We start from the raw sequence: 20,253 nt of genomic DNA, 5'->3' as shown, positions 1-20,253 counted from the left end.
TCGAGTTAAAGCTGCATATGTTATGGCCGATGTAAAGGTCACCGTTGCCAAAATGGCCTCGGAGTGGGTCGGAGACTGTCAGGTGGTCAAGACTGTGAATCCCTCCGAGGCGGCGGCCCGGTTCAGCTCCTTGTCGAAAGAGGAAAAAGCCACTGAAATATTATTATCTCTTTTTTTTAATAATTTCAATGCTGAAAGATGAATGGCATCAAAGCCTCTCAGCCCGTGTTTTTCGGCAAGACGGGCGGCCTCCAACTCGTCAAAGTCTATTACGGCGAATTCGCTCCACTCTTTTAAAAATCCGTCGACCAGGGCCCGGAACTCTTTTTTGGATAAATCGCCTACTTTAAAGCGCCGTGTAAGGGCGGAAATAAATTCCGGGCAGGCTACCCGGCAAGTGGCCAACACTTCAGCCTCTTCGGCCCACCTTCTTACGGCTTCCGTCCCTTCCTCCTCGATGTACAATTTTACGATACTGCTGGTGTCGAGATAAAGGATCAACGTCTTTCCTCCAGCACGGTCTCCGAAAGGGGCTTGCCCTTGATGTGGATGCCTTTTAACCCCGACGGCTTTCCGCCATCCCATTGCGCCTTATTGGCCTCCATTAGCGAGCTTATAGCATGGCGCTCACTTGAAATGGGCACTATCAGGGCCACTTCTTTCCCGTGATCGGTTATGATGATTTTTTCACCATGCGAGGCTTTATCGACATAGCTGCTTAATTTGGCCTTGAGCTCTTTTATGCCTACTGTATGCATATAAAGGACTACCTCCACTATTATTTATAACTACTTTTTACCAAAATTATGGTTATTTGTCAAGTCTCCTCCCTGGCCTCAGGGGCCATAAACACCCTCTGCATAAATGCCGTGAGCACCGGGCTTAAGCTCCAGGCGCGCATCGACAGGTTCGCGTTTGGCATGGACGAGGACGAGGCTGATGCATGGAGGCGCCACAGAACGCGAAAGGAGCCTCTTTGCGGAATCCCTGGGGTGCGACGCCGGACGGACGCTTAACTTCGCGGATATGCAAGACCTGGTCTTCAGGTCGGCCCTTGAGAGCGGGAATGTATTCGTACTCACGCCCCATAAACTGCATAAGATCAATAAAGAAGGAGTGGACCATTGTCCAGGTCTTCGGGACGGCAGACGATTCATCTGGATACAAATAAACATATGCTGCTACTTCAGTATTGCTCTGGCAATCCTCACCAGTATGCGCAGTTCCTCTTCGTCCGCTTTGGTTATGAGGGCCGTTAGGGTCTCCTTGAGCTTTCTCGGACTCTGTTCTTCATGATAGAACTCGAAAAGGTCCTTTGGCTCGACATTAAGGTTTTCCGCAAGCCTCTCCAGCACCTCCAATGACGGGAACTGGTCTCCCGTCTCGAGCCTGCTTAAATACTTTGAGCTTATTTCAGTCATTTCCGCAAGCTTCTCCTGCGAATAGCCCAATCTCTTCCTGAGGCTCTTGATCCTGTTCCCGAACAGCTTATTCATATCCTTTTTCATGCTCACCTCCGGTCCGGATAATTTCCCTGAATTATCGGAGGATTGAAACTATTGATATGGTAGAAGCTATTGACAAAAATTTCCCTTTTAGGTAGAGTATTCTACCCATCTGGTTGAAGTTTTGCTCAATTTCAATTCTTAAGGAGGCTGATACTTATGAGACTGTTTTTAATCTGTTTAGGTTTTCTGGTGTTGGCAGGCTGCGCTACTACCCCTCGCATGGAATCCGTGACCTCGTTCAGGAGCTATGACGTGCCACTTTCGATGAGCCCGGAGAGGCTCGTCGAGCCGGTAAAGACGGCCATGGCCGTGAGGGCAAGCAACCTCATGGTCACAAGAGGAATCGTATCGGATACCTTGCCCGAGAGGCCCGGGAACTTCGAGATGGGCCTCCAGCAGATAGCGATGCCCTTTGGAGCCGGCATGAGTTTCCAGACGGTCAAGTGCCCTAATGCGTATACCATTATTTCAAATAGCGGCGGCTTCTCGAGATCCGGCACTACCCAGTCGGATAACTACACCGCCTGCCTCTATCCATATAGGGAAGGCACCAGAGTCCATATCGTGGTCGTAAGCACCACGACCCACAGAGACGGGCTCACCGGGATGGTCAACTCGGCGGTTAAAAAGGGCCTCGTAGGCAGTAACGAGGACGCAGCCGAGCGGAGTCTGGACAAGATAGCCGAGAAGCTCTCAACCCTTGTCCCCGGGGCTGAGCTTATAAAGAGCTCCAAGGTATCCGAGCCCGGGGGCATCCTGCCCAGATAGGTTCCACGTCTGCTGATTAAAAGCTAAAAGGGATACGCACTGAACGGGGGAGATGGCGGATTCGGCTGCCCTGTACTTGTGTCAGGGCAGGGGTGGAGTAATTTCTCTTTAATCGGATTGGTGATTAGTCCTTGTATTTCAGGCACATATGCGGATTGAAGGCGAAAATAATGAACATTAAAACGATAAAAAAACAAACATGGAGAACAGCCGTGAAGAGGATATTCGTTCTGATCGCCTTCGTTCTAATCATATTAAGCCCTACCATGGCATGGGCACAATTGGGGGATACAAAATTGTCCTTGGGATATGAACTGACCTCCGGATTAAATGGCGAGCTGACCTACGGCCTTAACCTCGGGATAGGCGCAGAGATCGAGGAATCCACCGAGGTCCGGCTCGATTTTCTGTACCAGTCGTACCAGGGCACTACCTGGGATGCTTCCAAGGACATCTGGGAGGCCCATGGCAAGTCCATCTCGAATGCGGACGCCATGCTGCTCGGTCTCATTTTGAGCTTACGGGGTTATTCCGATGCTTTCCTGGCATACGGGGTCAGGCCATATGTTTCGTTTGGGCTTGGCTACTACCAGACCAAATGGGAGGACATCCACCCTGAGGACGGGACCCGCCGGGGCTGGGGCCTGGTCCCCGGCCTTGGTCTTGAGTACATGTTTACCAACCGTGTCGGCGTAGGTGCAGACCTCAAGTATCATATGGCCACAACCAAATTAGGCTCGTTCAGGTTTACCAGCACCTTCCTGAACCTCATATATAAGCTGTAAAGGAGTTACAAATGACCATGCCACTCATAAAAGAATGGGGAACGATGAAAGAAGCGGACCTTCTTATGGGAATAAGCATCCGCAAGGCCGGGCTCAGGATAAGCCTCCTTGACAGAAAGAGCGGGGAGTTCCTGAGCTTCGAGCTCGATTCCAATGAACTCAGGCATTACGTAACCAGGATGGCCTCAAAGAAGAAGCTCATAAGGATTCTGGCTCTTGCAGAGGAGGCCAGGGAGGAGCTTCAGAACTGATTCGAGAACGGGCACGAAATTTTTGCCCCCGAACGGTATGTTATCATGAAGCTGAGTGGAAAATACGGAAAATAGTGATTGGAGGGCAAGGCAGGGATAACGAAACGGGCAACACGAAACACGCAAATTGATACTGGGAAAACAAAGAGAACGGCCTCAGGGGCTTTAAGTAGCCTTGGGGGCGGAAAGGAGGGGATACATGGCAGGGCTTATCAAGCAGCTCATAGCCGTAACGGCGGACCTCATGACTATATTACTGACCATAGCGCCTATACGGGACCTCATAAATCATCTTAAGGCGTAGGACAATTAAAAGGAAAAAAAGAAAAGGCATTTGAAAAGATATTTAAAATCAAAGGACTGCAAATTGTGGCATTGAAAGGAGCTAAATTATGGGAACGCTGGAGATATTCTTTGCGGTAATGACGGTCATAGGCCTCGTCGGGACATACCTGGTACGCCGGCATGACCGGAAAATAGAGGCTGAAAGGAAGACGAGATAGCAAATGGAAGCCATAGGGCTTCCTGGTGTGGGGGATAGATAAATTCTCAAGAAGGGAGGTGATGAGGAGAACGGCGGCTGTGAAAATGAAGCTCATTGCACTTACATCAATGCCGCCGTTCACGGCCCATAGGGGCTAAAACCTTACAGGGGGGAGGGATTCGAACCCATAAAGGCCGCTAGGACCAAGCTGATTCACAGTCAGCCGCATCGAATCCCGAGCCCCAGTAAGGTTTCCAGAGTTATTGGAAGTACCTCAAATTGAAGCATGGCGACATGAGGTGGATAGGAAGAACCTGTCTTGTCTGTAAATGACTGATTAAGTTTTCAGAAAAAGGAGAATAGAAAAAATGCTTACAATAATTTTAATCGGAGCTGTGATTGTAGTATATTGATCATTGCAGCAAGACTAAGAGCCACTGCCAAGCTGGCAGATACGGAGAAGAAGTGCAAGGAACTGGGGGAGAAGATTCTTGTAGTCACCTCAAGCGCCATCCCTGGCAAGGAGCTCGATATCATAGGTGTCGTCAGCGGGGTATCGGACACGGCCGCTTCATTCGGGGAGGAATTCAAGCTGGCGGAGAAAGAAGCCCTCTATAATCTTATGAACCGTGCCCTTGAGCTCGGAGCAAACGGGGTCGTCGACCTTAAGATGAGTACCGGGAGCTATCAGCAGCAGGGCTCCCAGTGGATGGTCTCCAAGGTGACCTATACCGGTACAGCGGTCCTGATTAAAAGGTAGTCATCCTCCTGAAGCTGAAACAACCCGTCCAATATCTCCTCGACCGGTCTATTGGTACAGGTTGAGGAGATTGGGCCATTGTGAGACCATTGTTGACTCAGAGACTGAATCTTATAAGAAATAAAAATCGAATTCGATATCTCTGCGGTATCAGGAGCCCTTTTGAGAGGAGTAACTCATTCCAATGTGTTCCCCACGGGCGTGGGGATGAACCGGAGATGATAGAGTTCATCGGGCGGCTCTTTGGGTGTTCCCCACGGGCGTGGGGATGAACCGGCTAGAACGGAGGTGCTTCATGCACTGAAAAAGTGTTCCCCACGGGCGTGGGGATGAACCGCAGGAAAAAATATTCCCACTTCTGGTGCTTGTGTGTTCCCCACGGGCGTGGGGATGAACCGCAGGCTGATATGCAATGGTGTTTGCACCGAGAGTGTTCCCCACGGGCGTGGGGATGAACCGCAGGCTGATATGCAATGGTGTTTGCACCGAGAGTGTTCCCCACGGGCGTGGGGATGAACCGCATCACGAGCAGCCGGAAACGGAGACGGGCAAGTGTTCCCCACGGGCGTGGGGATGAACCGTCTTTTTAAAAGCCCTCCAGCGCGTGCAGGGCGTGTTCCCCACGGGCGTGGGGATGAACCGTAAGGACGAGGTTGAGATAGAAGCCCGCCATGGTGTTCCCCACGGGCGTGGGGATGAACCGTTCAAACGTTTCTTTCCGGAGCATGGTTACATGTGTTCCCCACGGGCGTGGGGATGAACCGCACGAAAAAAAAGTTCGACGAGCATCACCGGGGTGTTCCCCACGGGCGTGGGGATGAACCGATGTGGTTTAGGGCCACTCGTGATGATTTCTAGTGTTCCCCACGGGCGTGGGGATGAACCTCGACAGGGTGCTCGAATACATACCCTTCTACGAGTGTTCCCCACGGGCGTGGGGATGAACCGAGGACATAGTATTTCACCGGCGGAACGTCTTCGTGTTCCCCACGGGCGTGGGGATGAACCGTCAACCCGAGGGTCGGCGGGTCTACACTTTTGGTGTTCCCCACGGGCGTGGGGATGAACCGGTCGCTCAAATAGACCTCACGGGTCACTATGCGTGTTCCCCACGGGCGTGGGGATGAACCGACTCTGTTCAATATGTATGCGGATATATCCTCGTGTTCCCCACGGGCGTGGGGATGAACCGCTGAACGCCTACATAGTCCACTATTACGTCCCGTGTTCCCCACGGGCGTGGGGATGAACCGTTCGACTTCGCGGTGCAGGAAATCCGGGTAAAGTGTTCCCCACGGGCGTGGGGATGAACCGCAGGTCGAGCTGTGGGCCGGGTATGACGAGCTGTGTTCCCCACGGGCGTGGGGATGAACCGAGCGCGGCAATCGGCGCGGGCGCGGGGTTTGTGTGTTCCCCACGGGCGTGGGGATGAACCGGGCTAAAGGAGGCGGCATGGTTCCGACAACGGACATGAATTATCTAAATAAGCAGCGGGTCGTAAGGCTCATATGGACCAGGCCGAAATGATGAAAGCGCGCTATTCAGCGCGCTCCATTAGGGCCCTCACTCCCATTCTGCCGCATGGCGGGTAGGAATAACCGTTATCGGGGCGGGCAGCCCAACCATCATTCCACGATATGAGATATCAAACAGGGTTTGGATATATCAAGTATGGATATAAACGTCAAAATGGACCTCGCCGGGGTCAGGGGGCTCTTCAGAATGCTCAAGAAGGCGGGCGGCGACACGACGGTGATGAAGGGCGAGGTGATCAGCAAGGGCCATTAGTCGACCCTACGGGAGCGCTGGAGTGCAACGGCGTGGACGGGAAACCCATATCGAGCGAGTTCTAATTCGAAGACAAAGCGCACGTGGTCTTAGTTATGAGTACGCAATCGAGTTAGACTTCACGAACAGTGGGAGCCGAGGCTAATCGGTCAGTCAGTCCTGGTGGACTCTCTATGCCTTCAGAGGCTGGACAGGTAGAGGCTGCTTTATCTTCCGTTTGCAGGCTGGCCGACGGCAACAGGGTCTATGTGCCGGAAGGGGAATGGCGAATCGCGGTTTTTTTTTGGCCTTTCTTCAAGCGCAAATGGTATAAAACAGGAAAACAAGGATATCAGGAAATAGCCACTCAGGAAAGAGAGATGCTCAAGGTACTATTGTACGGAGAAGGTACTGCGTCGGATATCCGGGATTTGCTTTCCGGGCATTCCGTCGAGAAGACCTGTAAAAAAGAAGAGCTTGTGCTGAAGGCCCTCAGCGGCTCCTACCATCTCATAATCCTTGAAGAGTCGGTAAAGCTTATTCCATCGATAACGGCAGCCGACCCGAGGGCCGAGATATTCGTGGTCGGGGAAAGGTGCGCGGACGCCATCGGTCATTTGAAGATGGGCGCGACGGCCTGTTTTACCCGGCCCATAGACAGGGAGAGGTTCAGGGCGGCAGTCGAGTCGGTCGTCGCGCACGTAAACCTGATGAGCGAAACCGACGAGTTGGAGAGGCTCCTCGTCGAGAAATACACCTATGCCGGCATCGTCGCCAGGAACCCCCGAATGCTCGAGCTATTCAGGTTCCTGAGAAAGATAGCCCCGTATTACAAGACGGTGACCGTTACCGGGGAGACCGGCACGGGCAAGGAGGCCGTTGCCAAGGCGCTGCACTCGCTGAGCCCCCTTTCCGGTCAGCCTTTCGTGGCCTGCAATTGCGGCGGCCTCGTCGAGAGCCTCGTGGAATCCGAGTTTTTTGGCCATGTAAAGGGCGCCTTCACGGGCGCCAATTCCGACAAGACGGGCGTATTCGAGACCGCTGGCGAAGGTGTAGTCTTCCTCGACGAGATAGGAGACTTGCCGCTTTCGTTCCAGCCGCACCTTTTGAGGGTGCTTCAGAACGGCGAGTTCAGGAAGCTCGGTAGCGCAAAGCCCCTCAAGACCTCGTGCAGGGTGATCGCCGCGACCAACAAGGACCTGAAAAAGGAAGTAGCCGAGGGCAGGTTCAGGGAGGACCTGTATTTCAGGCTTACGCCGCTTTCGGTACATGTGCCGCCTCTGCGGGAGCGGAAGGACGATATACCGCTCCTCGCAAGGCACATACTCGATAATTTCCGCAAAAAGACCGGAAAAGAGGTTGCGGGCGTGTCGCGGCCCGCACAGGCGGCGCTCATGGCCTACGACTGGCCCGGCAACATCAGGGAGCTCGAAAATGTTATCGAGCACGCGGCCATACTCGCCAGCGAGCCATTCGTAAAGATAGAGCACCTCGGCGCGGAAATAATAGAGTCCTTGCCAGGGGCCAGCAGTGCCGGGCCGTTCCCGAAAAAGCTCGAAGACGTCATAAAAGGGCACATAACTGCCGTCCTCGACGAATTCGGGGGGAACAGGACAAAGGCTGCAAAGGCATTAGGGATTAGCAGAAGGGCGCTTCTAAGGAAGCTCGAAAAGTACTCTGTGGATTGACCGTCCAAAAGCGCACACCAACGAATTTCAAATAATTCCACATATTTAGTGATTAAAGTCACAAAGGCACATCATACGGGTGTGCCAAAACCGCACACCAATCGCAGCTTCGAAATCCAGCCCAAGAAAAATTAAATAGCAGAAACAAGTGGTTAGCCGCGTCTATGGGCATGGCATGGGTATTGCGATTATTCCTCACGACACTCTAAATTACGGGGGACCTATGGGCAAATGCGGCGATAAAGGTTATACGCTTCTTGAGCTGCTCATCGCCATGTCGATACTTTCGGTCGGCATACTGGGCGTTGCCACGATGATGACGACTGGAATAAAGTCAGGACGGTTCGCGCACATGGTGGCCGCCGAGAGCTCGGTCGCTGTTTCGGTGCTCGAGGAGTTGATGTCGAGGGACGGCTCAGACCCGGTCTTCTCGTCCAGCATCGCGAACGCGGTCTACGACCTTGACCCGTCCTCTGCCGAAATAAGCCTTGTAGTGCAGGGCAGGAGGTATTCTGCAGTCTACTCGGTAGCTCCCAACTCCCCGGTCGCCGGGGTTGCGAGCATAGAGGTGGTGGTGACAAGCAGCGGACGCATGGCGAGGTATTCATCGCTTAAGAGCGTGCTATGAGGCGGGGCAAGGGATGAGAACGGACGACAAAGGCTTTACGCTCGTAGAGCTCATCATAGCAATGGGCATCCTCGGGCTGGTCACTGCTGCGATATTCTCGGTCTACAATACCCAGCGCAAGGTCGCCTATATCGAGACGGACGTCGCTGACGTGCAGCAGAACCTGAGGCTCGCGGTCCAAAGCATGCTCAAGGACCTGAGGATGGCCGGGCTCATGGTGCCGGACGGGCAGGACCCCATCGAATCGGCAATGGACGGGGCAGGCCCTGCGGCGAGCGACCTCATTACGATAAATACCGCCGCCGCTAACGGGGCCGTTTGCAGGGTGGACGCCGACCTGACCGTCGATATCCTGTCAGGGGCCGCCTTCACGCTCGCGGTTTCGTCCGAGCGCGATCTCGACGGCTTTGCCGCCGGGGACTCGGTAAGGATATTAAGCCCCGGCGAGCGGGCCCAGCCTGCGGAGACCGCGTATACGGTGGTCTCCAAAAACGCCGCAGCCCCGAGCATAACCTTGAGTCCGCAGTTCGATGGAGGCGCCGTGGAGTTCAAGAGGGGGTTCGTTATCGCCAGGACCGGGCAGTCCCTGCCCGATACCTTCCCGAATACCGTGAGGTACTGCATGGGGCCGGCCCCCGCGTGCGCCCCGGACGTGCCGTGTCCCGCAGGCGATTGCCTGATGAGGATAGTGAACAACGAGCCGTCCGAGGACTCCATCGTTGCAACCAACATGGGCGGCCTCCAGTTCAGATATGTCCTGGACGGCAGCACGGCTGAGACCGCCGCCCCTGCCGACCTCTCGTCCGTCCGCGACGTGCGGATAACGGTATCGGGCGAGACGGTGGAAACCGCGGCGCTCTCGGGCTCGCCGAAGACCAGGGAGTTCGCGGCAATCTCAAGGATACGGAACAGGTGACATGATGAAGACGAAGAAGATAGCGGGCAACGAGAGCGGGATGGCACTGGTCATAGCCCTTATAGCTCTTTTTTTGATGAGCATGCTGGGAGGGATCGTCTTCACGACCTCAAGCTCGGAGATGCTCGGCGCAAAGAACTACAAGGTGATGAACGAGGCGCTCTACGCCGCGGAGAGGGGCGTAGAATACGCCAAGAGCGACCCGGCCATATACGCGGCAGTAGGCACGGGGTCGGTCGCCATACCCGTGGGCGGCGTGAGCCTCGAATCCGGTACGAGCGACGCCTCGGGTACGGTTGAATACCTGACCCGCGGCAACCCGCCCAGGGGCTCAGGGATGGACGCGACCGAGTTCGAGGCAAACTATTTCGCCGTGAACGTGGAAGGCGCCGGCCCTCTCAACTCAAGAACGGAGATAGAGGTAAATGTCGCAAAGATCGTCCCTAAAAATTAGCCTCGCCTTCATCGCGTTCCTCGCCTCTTCGCACCTGGCGGCACCGGCTTCATCGGCGCTGGACCAGTACCCGGGCGATACGGTCATCTACGGCGCGTCCACCGAGACCATTCAGCCGAACGTCCTTATCATACTCGACAACTCGGGCAGCATGGACGATGAGATAGTCTCGGGCGGCCCCTACGACTCGGCTACGGTCTATCCGCCGGGCGACGGCTGCCAGGGACAGCCCTGCGAGACAAACAGGGTGTACAGGTGGAGGGCCATAGAGGGAAAGTGGGTCAACTACATAAGCGACGTGAACTCCATAAGCTGCAACTCCGCGAGGAGCGCCCTCCTTGAGAGCGGGCTCTACCAGGGCCGTCTCCGGACGAACGGGACCTGCACCAACACGACCGGGAGCTTCGCGCTCGGCAACTACGTAAACTGGCTTACGGCCAGCGGCGGCTACCGCTCGAAGATGGAGGTCGCGCAGGAGGTGCTTTCGAGCCTCGTCAACACCACCTCGGGAGTAAAGTTCGGGCTCATGCTCTTCAACCAGTCGAACGGCGGACACGTCGCGGGCGTGGGCGACAGCTACGGCCACAATGGATACGACGCTTACGTAAAGGACATGGAGGAGATATTCTCGGGCTCTACCACCAACAGGACCGCGCTCGTCAATACCATAAACAACGTGGAGCCGAGCACCTGGACCCCCCTTGCCGAGACCATGTTCGAGGCAATGAAGTATTTCCAGGGCGAGAGGACGGCCTTCAACGGGAGCTACGTATATTCGAGCCCCATAGAGTACAGCTGCCAGAAGAACTACATAATACTCATAAGCGACGGCATGTCCACGGAGGACAGGAGCCCCGTCTTGAGGAGCATCTGCAATGACGGCGACTGCGACGGCGACCGGTTCGAGCCGGCGGGCGACCCTGATAAGGTCTACGATTCCCAGGGCTCGGACTACCTGGACGACGTCGCCAAATACATTTACGAGACCGACCTTCTGCCAGATACGGGTCAGGAGAGGACCTTCGGCAGGCAGTACGCGGTCACGTATACGATAGGCTTCGGCCTCGCAGGGGTGCAGTATGCGGAGGAGCTCCTGAGGGAGACGGCCTATAACGGCGGCGGCGAGTATTACTCCGCGGACTCGACAGCGGGTCTGAGCGAATCCCTGAGGCAGATACTCTCGATAATAGTCGAGGACAACACGTCGTTCGTGGCGCCCGTCCTCCCGGTAAGCCCCGAGAACCGCACCTACTCCGGCGACAGGATATATATGGGTTTTTTCAAGCCCAAGGGCAAGGCCTTCTGGAGCGGGAACCTCAAGAAATTCGGCCTGGACGCCGATGGCGACGTGGTGGACAGCAGCGGCGCCAGGGCGACCAACTCGGACGGGAGCCTGAGGGAGAACGCCGTGTCGTTCTGGAGCTCGGCCCCGGACGGCGGCGAGGTGGAGCGCGGCGGCGCCGGGGCGGCCCTCCTTACCAGGACCGCCCCCCGTAACATCTACACCTACACCGGTTCGAGCGCGGACCTGACCGACCCGACAAACCTCTTTTCGGCCTCTAACGCGGCGGTCACGGCAGCCATGCTCGGGCTCTCGGACGATACAGAAAAAGGCCGGCTCATAGGATACGTGCACGGATACGACTCTTACGACGAGGACGGGAACGGCGTAACCGACGAGAAGAGGGACTGGATAATGGGGGACGTGCTCCATTCCAGGCCCCAGGTCGTGAAGTATGACAGGTACTCGTACGTAGACGAGGGCAACTGCGGCGCGAACGAGTCGATAGTCCTGGTCGGGGCGAACGACGGCATGCTCCACGCCTTCAGCGACTGCGACGGAAGCGAAAGATGGGCCTTTGTCCCGCCCGACCTCCTACCGAACCTCAAGCACATGCCAGCCGCCGTCCACACCTATTTCGTGGACTCGTCCCCCGTGGCATACACCTTTGACGCGAACGGAGACGGCAGGATAGACGCGGGGAGCGACAGGGTCATCGTGATCTTCGGGGAGCGTAGGGGGGGGGGCTATTATTACGCGCTGGACGTGACAGACCCGGACCAGCCTGTGTATCTCTGGAGGATAAGCTCCACGGAGAGCCCGTCCGGGGTGAATACCGAATACTCCGAGCTTGCGGAGAGCTGGTCCGAGCCGGTATTCGCAAAGGTGCGCGTGAACGTCGCCGGGGTCGTAAAAAGGAAGGTCGCGGCCTTCATAGGCGCCGGATACGACAACCTGGCCGAGGACCTCGAGCCTGCGGGCGAGTCCACGACAGGGAGGGGCATGTACGTCGTAGAGGTCGCGGACATAACGACGCCGGGCTCGATAAGCCTTGCGCGTAGCGGCTGGAAGATATGGGGCTACACCCGCGCGGACGACGCGGGCATGGCGAGGTCCATGCCTTCGCAGATGGCCGTGCTTGACGTAAACGGGAACGGCTACGCTGATACCGTCTACGCGGGCGACCTTGCCGGGAACGTGTGGCGCTTAAGCCTCGGCTCGACTCTTACGTCCTCCTGGGACGGAGAAAAGATATTCAGCGCGGGCGGCGGGAGGAAGATTTTCTACAAGCCATCGGTAGCGCTTGAGCCGGGCTACGAGCTCCTCTTCTTCGGAACGGGCGACCGCGAGCACCCGCTATCCACGGGCGTATCCGACAGGCTCTATGCCCTGAAGGACGCAGGGCAGACGACTGCAAGGACCGACGGCGACCTCCTGGACGCCACCAGCGTGGACTATGTGGACATTGAAGGCGTGTACGGCTGGTACATAGACCTTGAAAACGGCGGGGAAAAGGCCCTTGCCGGGGCCGCCGTCTTCGGCAAGGTAGCCTACTATACGACATACGAGCCCGCTTCCACGGCAGGCGTATGCTCGACCGACAGCAGCGGCACCTCAAGGCTCTACGCCGTCGACTACCTGACCGCCGCCGCGGCCTACAACTATAACCCCTACAACGACCCTGTCCCGGACGGCGGTGAAGGCGGCGAGGACAACGGGCCGGTAAAGGACAGTACAGACAGGTCGAAGGTGATAGGCCCCGGCATGGCCTCGGGCATCGTGACATCGGTCGGCCCGGGCGGGTTCTCGGCGCTTATCGGCTCCGGCGGCGCCATAATAAAGCCCGATGTGAAAGAGGGCGGTTCGAGCATCCCGCTCTACTGGAGGGAGGTGCGCTGATGAGGAACGCGTTTTGGATTGGGATAATCCTCCTTGCCTTCGCCACGGCGTGCGGCGCGGAGGAGAGCGGCATCGCCGAATACAAATTTCTGAAGGGTGTGGTGAGCGGCTTCGACGGCCCGGGTTTCGTCCTTAACGAGCGACACAGGGTGGCCGTCACGCATGAGACCTCTTTTTACGACGCATCGGGCAGGGAGGCCGCCTATTACAGCCTCGAACCGAAAAAGAGGGTCTATGTGGAAGGCGTGCCTTATCCGGACGGGAGCATCGAGGCTGAAAAGATATACATACTGCCCGAAGGCAGGGAAGGGAAGAAGAGGTATGATTTCATGCAGTCGCCCTGAGGTCGAGTCATTTGCGGGCCGGATGTTCCGGCTCCTGCTTCTCCTGGCGCCTTTGGCCCTCGCGTTTGGCTGTAAAGGCGATAGCGCGCCCGAGGAGCCCTGGACCCTGACGGATGAAAACCAGGGCGCCTTTTCTGTCGTTCTCGCGCCTGAGCGCCCGAGCGCTGGAGCCGAGGTAAGAGCCGTCGTAAGCGGGCAGGCCGGAGAGGTCGAGTTCCTCTGGGAGGTAAACGGCGAGGCAGTCGAAGCGGACGGCGACACGCTCGGGAAAGGCACGTTCAGGAAAGGCGATACGATAAGGGTCACGGCAGGGGCCGGGGGCATGGAATCATCTGCCGAGACCGTGGCCGCGAACATGCCCCCCTCGATATTATCCGTAAGGATACGGCCTGAGGTCTTTGGCTCCGGCACCGGGATTTCGGCGGAGGCCCAGGGGCACGACCCGGATAACGACCTCCTCAGCTATGATTTCGTCTGGTCTGTCAACGGCGAGCGGTTTTACGGGGAGGCCCTTTCCGGGGAGCACGTGAGGCGCGGAGAGGAGATTTCATTAAGGGTGGCCGCCTTTGACGGCGACGACGAGAGCGAGCCTTTCGAGGTCCCGGGCATCTCCGCGGCGAATTCCCCGCCCCGCTTCGTATCGTCTCCGCCCGCCGAGTTTTCCGGGCTCTTTATCTACGAGGTAAAGGCCATTGACCCGGACGGCGACGAGGTAAGCTTCACTCTTGAAAAAAAGCCCGAGGGCATGACGCTTAACGGCAACAGGCTCGAATGGGAGGCAAAGGGCGGCGAGGGCCAGGCCGAGGTCGTGATATCAGCGGACGACGGCCACGGCGGGAGCGCTCTCCAGTCGTTCAGGCTTTCCGTCGGAAAGGAGGGGCAGGATGCGGAATAGCGGGTATTCGCTCGTCGAGACGATAATCGCCATCGGCATAGCAGGCGTGCTCGCGGCCATAGCGGTCCCGTCGCTCTACAGGTGGTCGCAATCGCTTGAGTTCAAGGAGGCGGCCTGGAGCATGCTTGCCGGGCTCAGGGACTGCAAGCAGCTAGCCATGTCCACGAACCTTGAGCACAGGGTGGAGGTTGATTTCGCATCAAAGAGGTTCAGGCTGGCCAGGGGCGACCGCCCCTCGGGCAGCAACGTATGGACGCCTGTAAGGCAGTGGACGGAGCTTCCCCGGAGCGCGAATTACGCGAGCGGAGACGCCTGCGTCAGCACCGCGGGCCTGAACATCACATTCAAGCCCAACGGCTCGGCCCAGGCCGCGACCCTCTGCATAAAGGACCCGTACGCGGCAGTAAGGTTCCGCATAAACCTGAACGCCACTAGCGGAAGGGCTTCGATCACTTGAGGTAAAGCGGGTGGGCCATCGAAACGCGGGTATGGGGCGACTCGCGGCAAGGCAGCATTATCCGGGAGCATGCGCCGAAGGCTAGGGACTTTACCCAGAAGAAGGGCTGTCGCAATAGAGAACTGAGCGAAGAAGAGCGGTCTAAGAACAGGACCAAATCCAGAGTCCGCGCGAAGGCGGACCCCTATTCTGGTTGCAGCGCAATCCAATGGCAGCCGCATCCTTGACCTCCGCCATACCTTCGCCACAAGGGCTTGCCCAGGCCGGTGTAGATCTATACAAGATAGCGAAGCTTGGGGCATAAGGATATAAAAATGACACAGAGGTATTCGCATCATTACCCGAGAGCTTGAGGGACTGGGTAGAGGTGCTGGATAAAGCTGCAACAGTCCAAAGAAACAAGGGGCTACGCTTAACGCGTAACCCCTTGTTTTTCTTGGTGGAGCAGAGGGGGATCGAACCCCTGACCTCAAGACTGCCAGGCTGTTTGAGGCAAAAAATCGTAACTCCCCGGTATCAGACTTGATTTTACGTTTTGCCTTATGAACCAAGGGGTTGCGAGATTTTCTTAGGAGTCAAACGAGGCTGTAGAATTCCACTGTCTGCCGCCAAATCTAATACAAAATTAATACAATTTCAGAGTTGACTCTTAAGTTAGAAAATGCCCTTGCTTTTTGTTTTCTATCTTGTTATTTTATGATTTGGCTTTAAATTAAAATAACAAGATATCTTATTTTAGGTTCGTGGCAGGACAAATGAAGCGAGAGCTCCAAGGACATTATGTGACTGTGTCTACCGTGGGTGAGAAGGTCAAGGCCTTTGTACCCGCGCCGCTACCGCCGCGCCCGTCCGTCGACTGGACACCGGAACTGCGTAACAGGTTTGACCAGGCTTTGCTGGCGCTCGGCCGGTTAGACAGCGTCTCCACGCTGCTACAGGACACTTCGCGCTTTCTTTACATGTATGTCCGCAAGGAGGCTGTGCTCTCCTCCATGATTGAGGGAACGCAGTCATCGCTCTCCGACCTGCTGTTATTTGAGCTTGATCTGGAGCCGGGTGTACCGCTTGACGATGTCCAGGAGGTCAGCAACTATGTTGCCGCCCTGAATTATGGGCTGAACCGGTTGGCTGATGGTTTTCCGTTGTCGCTGCGTCTCATCAAAGAGATTCACGGCGTGTTGCTGGCCAGGGGGCGCGGCAGCAATCAGACGCCGGGCGAGTTCAGGCGCAGCCAGAACTGGATTGGAGGAACGCGGCCTGGCAACGCCGCCTTCGTTCCGCCTCCGGCCGAGCGGGTAATGGAGTGCATGGGCAAACTTGAATTGTTCCTGCACGATAAGCCCGAGCCTACGCCAGTGCTGCTAAAAGCGGCGTTGGCTCATGTGCAATTCGAGACCATCCATCCATTTCTGGACGGTAACGGCCGTCTTGGCCGCCTATTGATAACGCTGCTCTTGTGCGAGCAGAAGGTATTGCGCTCCCCGATGCTCTACCTGAGCCTCTACTTCAAGACGCATCGGCAATACTACTACGAACTGCTGAATAACGTCCGCCTGACAGGTGACTGGGAAGCTTGGCTCGATTTTTTCGCGGAGGCGGTAGTTGTTACCGCGACCCAGGCGGTGGAAACGGCCCAGCAGCTTCTCGACCTATCGAACAAGGACCGTGCCAAGGTCCTCGGACTTGGCAGGGCTGCGGCTTCCACCTTACAGGTGTACCGAGCCTTGATGGAGCATCCAATTGCATCAGCAGGCTATCTGGTGGACAAGACCGGCATAACTCCGGCCACGGTCAACAAGTGTCTGGGCCATCTGGAGCGTCTTGGTATCGTGCGGGAGTTGACCGCCAAAAGGCGCAACCGGCTTTTTAGCTATACGCGTTACATCGATATAATGAACCGGGGCGCCGGATTGCCAGGGCAGTGACAAAGCTGGCCGGACTTAAACGCATGCGCCGCTGGGAACTGCGACGATTCCAGCGGGCATGTCGGAGAAGAGATAATCGGGTTTGAATGGGTTAAAACGGCCTTGAAAGAATTAAAGCCAGCCTTTAGCGTAATATACGAATATTACCAAAGCAGCCCCACAAACCAGTTCTACGGCTACTAGAACAGACACAGGACCCCTTTTCTGTTTGATGGAAAAGGGGTCCTGTGAATGCATAGTTGGCTCCCGGTGTTTTTTATTGTGCCTGACTTTTAATTGAAAATGAATATTATTTTCAAAAAAGGAGGGCGCAATGTTTATCTGCCTTTGCAGAGGATAACCGATTCAAAGGGGCTTGAGCTGCAGAGCCTGGGTCCAGACGAAATTGCGTCCTGGTTCGGTATCGACATGGAAGGTTGTTGCAGCAAGTGTCTTTAGATGGTTACCTTAGCGCGAAAGTGGAACTGGCGGAAAAGACGGACTCGATAGTATTGAACAGGGTGCTTGGCCCCGCTCATTTTAGCTGACATGTGGGTCATATTCAAACTCGCATTTGACGGCGTAAGCCTTTTGTGGGCTGGCCAGACGGCGTAACAGCGGGACCGTTCGGCAGGCGGGCGGGCAGCGGTCATGGCGGCCGCATACGCCCCGACTGGACGGTCCCGCTTGTTACCAAAGGCACACTCACCGGGGTAGGGTTCGCGCTCGTGTTCGTGGCGAGATATTCGCGATGATATTAAAAGCTACATCTAAAAGCAAGTACATGGCTATGGCCGCGATCGTCTTCGACAGAGTCGTGAACTCAGCTGGTCTCCACGGAAATTCATTCATGTCCATGCTCCTCGGCTTCGAGTCAGAAGCCAGGGGCATTAAGCGCCCCCGGCAGGAAAACCCCCAGTAAACCAGAACAAACTCTCGCTTGGAAAATAAAAACCGACTAAGGATTGGCAGCTCACTAAAAAAAACAGCTTGACGCCACAAAATGAAAATGATATTCAATTTCAGAATTGGTCCGATTGAGACTTAAGTCGGGCGCAAGGCAATGGGGGCAGTTCCTTCTCGGGCGTAATAAATGAGGGTATCAAGGGCTTAAGCCGTTGGCCCTGCCTGCATGTGAGTTGCAGGCGCGGCCTCCCCTCGAACCAGCTCCGCTACAGGACCGGGGACTCCTGGAGTGGAGAGAAGGGGCAGGGTGTGAAGCGCGGCGGCGGATTTTCCTCCTCCTTTGTCCGCCGCCGCGCTTCCGCCCGCACGGTAAAAGGACCCGGAACATGAAGGCGACATCGGTTTTTTCAGCCATGGAAGGGATCGCATATGAGATATGGAACATTATTATTCAAATTAAAGAAGGCTTTCCGTCCCGTAATCAAGCCCCCGGGCTTAAGCAGGCTCATATTTTATGTATTGCCTGCCATGCTTTTCGGTGCTGTTGATGCGTCGGCAGAGACATCTATCCCGCATGACCTTTCGATCTCCGGAATGTTCATGGCGGCTGACGCCGTCGTTAAGGCCGTGATGGCCGGGTTGGTCCTTGCGTCCGTGCTCACATGGACAGTCTGGATCGCGAAGACGAGAGAGCTGTCTTCGGCTAAAAAGAGGATTTGCCGCTCCGTCGAGGACCTGCGGAATGCCGCCTCGCTTGAAGAAGCTGCCGCACGCGTGAAGGGTGGCGAGGCCGGTGAGCTCCTCCACGCCGCCAAATCCGAGCTGCGCCTGTCCGGGGGCTCCCGTTCAAACACAAGCGTAAAGGAACGCGTCGCGCTGAGTCTCGAACGGGTTGAGGCGTCCGCTGGGAGGCGTCTCAAGACCGGCACGGGCGTTCTGGCCACCATCGGTTCGACCGCGCCGTTTGTCGGCCTGTTCGGCACGGTTTGGGGGATAATGAACAGCTTTATCGGTATATCGAAAACCCAGACGACCAATCTGGCGGTCGTCGCGCCCGGCATTGCCGAGGCGCTTCTTGCGACCGCCGCCGGGCTTATCGCCGCAATCCCGGCGGTAGTCATCTACAACCATTTCGCGCGCTCGATATCGGAAACGAAGGCGGAACTGGCCGATGTGTCTTCTGAGATACAAAAGCTCGTCTCCCGCGACATGGATAGGGGCGCGGGGCCGTCCGGGGCCGAGGAGGGCTCATGGGCGTAATGCTCGACCGCAGCGACGACGGCCTAAGCGAGAACCATGAGATAAACGTCACTCCATTCATAGACGTTATGCTCGTCCTCCTCATAATCTTCATGGTCGCCGCCCCTCTCGCAACGGTCGACGTGCCGGTCGACTTACCGGCTTCAAACGCCGCGCCGCAGGAGCGGCCCGAGGAGCCGCTTTACCTGACTCTGAAGTCAGACCTGAGCCTCGTGCTCGGAAACTCGGCAGTAGCGCTGAATGAACTCACGCCGGCCCTTGACAGGGCCACGGGGAATGACAGGGACAGGCGGATTTTCTTCAGGGCCGACAGGACGGTGTCCTATGAGGCGCTCATGGAAGTGCTCAATTCCCTGCGTTCGTCAGGCTACCTGAAGGTCGCGCTGGTTGGACGCGAGGAAGTCCGGAGATGAAAATATTCTCCGGGGAGCGCCGCCGTTGGCTCGCAAGCTTCATGGCTGCGGCCTTCGCGCACCTGGCGATCACTCTATACCTGGCCGGGCATGCAGTTGACGTGGAGCCTGCAGGGCTGCCGCTTGAATTCGAGATAGGGATCGGGTTTGCTAATGCGCCTGCCGAGGCGTCGCATGAGACCCCGAGCAGGCCGAAAATCGAAAAGGCCGTTGCTTCAGCCGAAAAACAGGCCGTGAAAAAGGATCAAGCGATCGAACGGCCGGTATTGGCGGAGCCGGCCAGGACTGAGCCGGACGCGGCTGAGGAGCCTGTTGAGAAGCCTCTCCAGGAGGCGGCAAGCTTAAGCGCAAGAGAGGCGGAACCGACTCCAGAGGCGTTTGAAGCACAGCCAAAGGCTGCCGCCTCTGCCTCCGAGGCTTCGGTTGAAACCCGGGAGGGGGGCCGGGAGGATGAGCATGAACCCGGGCCTCCGCCTCAGGCCGCGGCCACCAGGCTGGGCATTGAGAGGTTTGAAACAAGGCTCCTGGCCCATCTGGAAAGGAACAAGCGATATCCGAGGGACGCGAGGCTCCGCCGCCAGGAAGGGGTGGTCTACCTCAGGTTTGTGATGAACAGGCGCGGGGATGTTGTCTCGCTGGATATAGAAAGAAGCTCGGGCATAAGCTCCCTGGACCATGAATCGATGGCGCTACTCAGGCGTTCCGAGCCGCTCCCGGCCCTGCCGATGGAAATCGCGTCAGAGCAGCTTGAACTGGTGGTGCCGATTTTTTTCTCGCTGAGATGAGCGGCTTCGCAAAGCCACGCCGGCCAGCTTGCGCGGCCCGCCGTGCGAAACCCTGTTCAGCATATGAAAATGACATTCAATTTCAATATTAAATTATAT

The 20,253-nt window shown here is 56.5% G+C and carries 20 protein-coding genes, 1 pseudogene and 1 CRISPR repeat array; of the genes and pseudogenes, 17 read left to right on the top strand and 4 right to left on the bottom strand.

Annotation, left to right across the window (positions count from 1 at the left end):
- Nucleotides 1–78: 78 nt before the first annotated feature.
- The 4 genes from QY316_09010 to QY316_08995 all read right to left on the bottom strand — a co-directional run bounded on the left by QY316_09010 (nucleotide 79) and on the right by QY316_08995 (nucleotide 1,508).
- Nucleotides 79–501, bottom strand: coding sequence for a type II toxin-antitoxin system VapC family toxin (locus QY316_09010; protein ID WKZ32051.1), 423 nt, complete (start codon nucleotides 499–501; stop codon nucleotides 79–81).
- Nucleotides 498–758, bottom strand: a complete 261-nt coding sequence (locus QY316_09005) for a type II toxin-antitoxin system prevent-host-death family antitoxin (protein ID WKZ32050.1) — start codon at nucleotides 756–758, stop codon at nucleotides 498–500. The genes QY316_09010 and QY316_09005 overlap by 4 nt, the downstream gene beginning before the upstream one ends.
- A 78-nt stretch (nucleotides 759–836) precedes the next feature.
- Nucleotides 837–1,082, bottom strand: coding sequence for a hypothetical protein (locus QY316_09000; protein WKZ32049.1), 246 nt, complete (start codon nucleotides 1,080–1,082; stop codon nucleotides 837–839).
- A 99-nt stretch (nucleotides 1,083–1,181) separates the two neighbouring features.
- Nucleotides 1,182–1,508, bottom strand: coding sequence for a helix-turn-helix transcriptional regulator (locus QY316_08995; GenBank protein WKZ32048.1), 327 nt, complete (start codon nucleotides 1,506–1,508; stop codon nucleotides 1,182–1,184).
- Nucleotides 1,509–1,727: 219 nt separating this feature from the next.
- Here QY316_08995 and QY316_08990 point away from each other — a divergent pair, with 219 nt between their 5' ends.
- The 17 genes and pseudogenes from QY316_08990 (at nucleotide 1,728) to QY316_08910 (ending at nucleotide 20,154) form a co-directional block, all read left to right on the top strand.
- A complete protein-coding gene (locus QY316_08990; protein ID WKZ32047.1) occupies nucleotides 1,728–2,276 on the top strand; it encodes a hypothetical protein in 549 nt (182 codons plus the stop codon).
- A 170-nt stretch (nucleotides 2,277–2,446) separates the two neighbouring features.
- Entirely contained in the window at nucleotides 2,447–3,061 is a 615-nt protein-coding gene (locus QY316_08985) for an outer membrane beta-barrel protein (GenBank protein ID WKZ32046.1), read from the top strand.
- A 17-nt stretch (nucleotides 3,062–3,078) separates the two neighbouring features.
- A complete protein-coding gene (locus QY316_08980; GenBank protein ID WKZ32045.1) occupies nucleotides 3,079–3,312 on the top strand; it encodes a hypothetical protein in 234 nt (77 codons plus the stop codon).
- An 893-nt stretch (nucleotides 3,313–4,205) separates the two neighbouring features.
- Complete coding sequence (locus tag QY316_08975; GenBank protein ID WKZ32044.1) at nucleotides 4,206–4,556, top strand: heavy metal-binding domain-containing protein; 351 nt, start codon at nucleotides 4,206–4,208, stop codon at nucleotides 4,554–4,556.
- 186 nt (nucleotides 4,557–4,742) lie between these two features.
- Nucleotides 4,743–5,992: direct repeats of the CRISPR family, unit length 29 nt; unit sequence GTGTTCCCCACGGGCGTGGGGATGAACCG.
- Nucleotides 5,993–6,703: 711 nt separating this feature from the next.
- Nucleotides 6,704–8,011 (top strand): sigma-54 dependent transcriptional regulator, encoded by a 1,308-nt coding sequence (locus tag QY316_08970; GenBank protein ID WKZ32043.1) that lies wholly within the window; start codon nucleotides 6,704–6,706, stop codon nucleotides 8,009–8,011.
- A 223-nt stretch (nucleotides 8,012–8,234) separates the two neighbouring features.
- A complete protein-coding gene (locus QY316_08965) occupies nucleotides 8,235–8,639 on the top strand; it encodes a prepilin-type N-terminal cleavage/methylation domain-containing protein (GenBank protein WKZ32042.1) in 405 nt (134 codons plus the stop codon).
- Nucleotides 8,640–8,652: 13 nt separating this feature from the next.
- Nucleotides 8,653–9,555 (top strand): prepilin-type N-terminal cleavage/methylation domain-containing protein, encoded by a 903-nt coding sequence (locus tag QY316_08960; GenBank protein ID WKZ32041.1) that lies wholly within the window; start codon nucleotides 8,653–8,655, stop codon nucleotides 9,553–9,555.
- 1 nt (nucleotide 9,556) lies between these two features.
- Complete coding sequence (locus QY316_08955; protein ID WKZ32040.1) at nucleotides 9,557–10,009, top strand: pilus assembly PilX N-terminal domain-containing protein; 453 nt, start codon at nucleotides 9,557–9,559, stop codon at nucleotides 10,007–10,009.
- A complete protein-coding gene (locus QY316_08950; GenBank protein ID WKZ32039.1) occupies nucleotides 9,981–13,190 on the top strand; it encodes a PilC/PilY family type IV pilus protein in 3,210 nt (1,069 codons plus the stop codon). The genes QY316_08955 and QY316_08950 overlap by 29 nt, the downstream gene beginning before the upstream one ends.
- A complete protein-coding gene (locus tag QY316_08945) occupies nucleotides 13,190–13,534 on the top strand; it encodes a DUF5666 domain-containing protein (protein ID WKZ32038.1) in 345 nt (114 codons plus the stop codon). Before QY316_08950 ends, QY316_08945 begins: the two co-directional genes overlap by 1 nt.
- Before the next feature lie 22 nt (nucleotides 13,535–13,556).
- Complete coding sequence (locus tag QY316_08940; protein ID WKZ32037.1) at nucleotides 13,557–14,429, top strand: hypothetical protein; 873 nt, start codon at nucleotides 13,557–13,559, stop codon at nucleotides 14,427–14,429.
- A complete protein-coding gene (locus tag QY316_08935) occupies nucleotides 14,419–14,886 on the top strand; it encodes a prepilin-type N-terminal cleavage/methylation domain-containing protein (protein ID WKZ32036.1) in 468 nt (155 codons plus the stop codon). Before QY316_08940 ends, QY316_08935 begins: the two co-directional genes overlap by 11 nt.
- Nucleotides 14,887–15,641: 755 nt before the next feature.
- Nucleotides 15,642–16,811, top strand: coding sequence for a Fic family protein (locus tag QY316_08930; GenBank protein WKZ32035.1), 1,170 nt, complete (start codon nucleotides 15,642–15,644; stop codon nucleotides 16,809–16,811).
- A 730-nt stretch (nucleotides 16,812–17,541) separates the two neighbouring features.
- Complete coding sequence (locus tag QY316_08925) at nucleotides 17,542–17,712, top strand: hypothetical protein (GenBank protein ID WKZ32034.1); 171 nt, start codon at nucleotides 17,542–17,544, stop codon at nucleotides 17,710–17,712.
- Between the two features lie 551 nt (nucleotides 17,713–18,263).
- A pseudogene (gene exbB / locus QY316_08920) lies at nucleotides 18,264–18,956 on the top strand (tonB-system energizer ExbB).
- Nucleotides 18,947–19,369, top strand: a complete 423-nt coding sequence (gene exbD, locus QY316_08915; GenBank protein WKZ32033.1) for a TonB system transport protein ExbD — start codon at nucleotides 18,947–18,949, stop codon at nucleotides 19,367–19,369. The pseudogene exbB and the gene exbD overlap by 10 nt, the downstream one beginning before the upstream one ends.
- Entirely contained in the window at nucleotides 19,366–20,154 is a 789-nt protein-coding gene (locus QY316_08910) for a TonB family protein (protein ID WKZ32032.1), read from the top strand. Before exbD ends, QY316_08910 begins: the two co-directional genes overlap by 4 nt.
- The last annotated feature ends 99 nt before the right edge of the window (nucleotides 20,155–20,253 follow it).

Source organism: Thermodesulfobacteriota bacterium, from assembly GCA_030583865.1.
Classification (GTDB): domain Bacteria; phylum Desulfobacterota; class GWC2-55-46; order GWC2-55-46; family GWC2-55-46; genus UBA5799.
Note: the sequence above shows the minus strand (reverse complement) of the source record. Positions and strands in the feature narration are given on the sequence as shown.

What these genes read in the sequence shown, in the direction of transcription:
- QY316_09005 (WKZ32050.1), bottom strand. Translation starts at nt 758, where the DNA reads ATGCATACAGTAGGCATAAAAGAGCTCAAGGCCAAATTAAGCAGCTAT.
- QY316_08995 (WKZ32048.1), bottom strand. Translation starts at nt 1,508, where the DNA reads ATGAAAAAGGATATGAATAAGCTGTTCGGGAACAGGATCAAGAGCCTC.
- QY316_08990 (WKZ32047.1), top strand. Translation starts at nt 1,728, where the DNA reads ATGGAATCCGTGACCTCGTTCAGGAGCTATGACGTGCCACTTTCGATG.
- QY316_08985 (WKZ32046.1), top strand. Translation starts at nt 2,447, where the DNA reads ATGAACATTAAAACGATAAAAAAACAAACATGGAGAACAGCCGTGAAG.
- QY316_08980 (WKZ32045.1), top strand. Translation starts at nt 3,079, where the DNA reads ATGCCACTCATAAAAGAATGGGGAACGATGAAAGAAGCGGACCTTCTT.
- QY316_08970 (WKZ32043.1), top strand. Translation starts at nt 6,704, where the DNA reads ATGCTCAAGGTACTATTGTACGGAGAAGGTACTGCGTCGGATATCCGG.
- QY316_08965 (WKZ32042.1), top strand. Translation starts at nt 8,235, where the DNA reads ATGGGCAAATGCGGCGATAAAGGTTATACGCTTCTTGAGCTGCTCATC.
- QY316_08960 (WKZ32041.1), top strand. Translation starts at nt 8,653, where the DNA reads ATGAGAACGGACGACAAAGGCTTTACGCTCGTAGAGCTCATCATAGCA.
- QY316_08955 (WKZ32040.1), top strand. Translation starts at nt 9,557, where the DNA reads ATGATGAAGACGAAGAAGATAGCGGGCAACGAGAGCGGGATGGCACTG.
- QY316_08950 (WKZ32039.1), top strand. Translation starts at nt 9,981, where the DNA reads ATGTCGCAAAGATCGTCCCTAAAAATTAGCCTCGCCTTCATCGCGTTC.
- QY316_08945 (WKZ32038.1), top strand. Translation starts at nt 13,190, where the DNA reads ATGAGGAACGCGTTTTGGATTGGGATAATCCTCCTTGCCTTCGCCACG.
- QY316_08940 (WKZ32037.1), top strand. Translation starts at nt 13,557, where the DNA reads ATGTTCCGGCTCCTGCTTCTCCTGGCGCCTTTGGCCCTCGCGTTTGGC.
- QY316_08935 (WKZ32036.1), top strand. Translation starts at nt 14,419, where the DNA reads ATGCGGAATAGCGGGTATTCGCTCGTCGAGACGATAATCGCCATCGGC.
- QY316_08930 (WKZ32035.1), top strand. Translation starts at nt 15,642, where the DNA reads ATGAAGCGAGAGCTCCAAGGACATTATGTGACTGTGTCTACCGTGGGT.
- QY316_08925 (WKZ32034.1), top strand. Translation starts at nt 17,542, where the DNA reads ATGATATTAAAAGCTACATCTAAAAGCAAGTACATGGCTATGGCCGCG.
- exbD (WKZ32033.1), top strand. Translation starts at nt 18,947, where the DNA reads ATGGGCGTAATGCTCGACCGCAGCGACGACGGCCTAAGCGAGAACCAT.
- QY316_08910 (WKZ32032.1), top strand. Translation starts at nt 19,366, where the DNA reads ATGAAAATATTCTCCGGGGAGCGCCGCCGTTGGCTCGCAAGCTTCATG.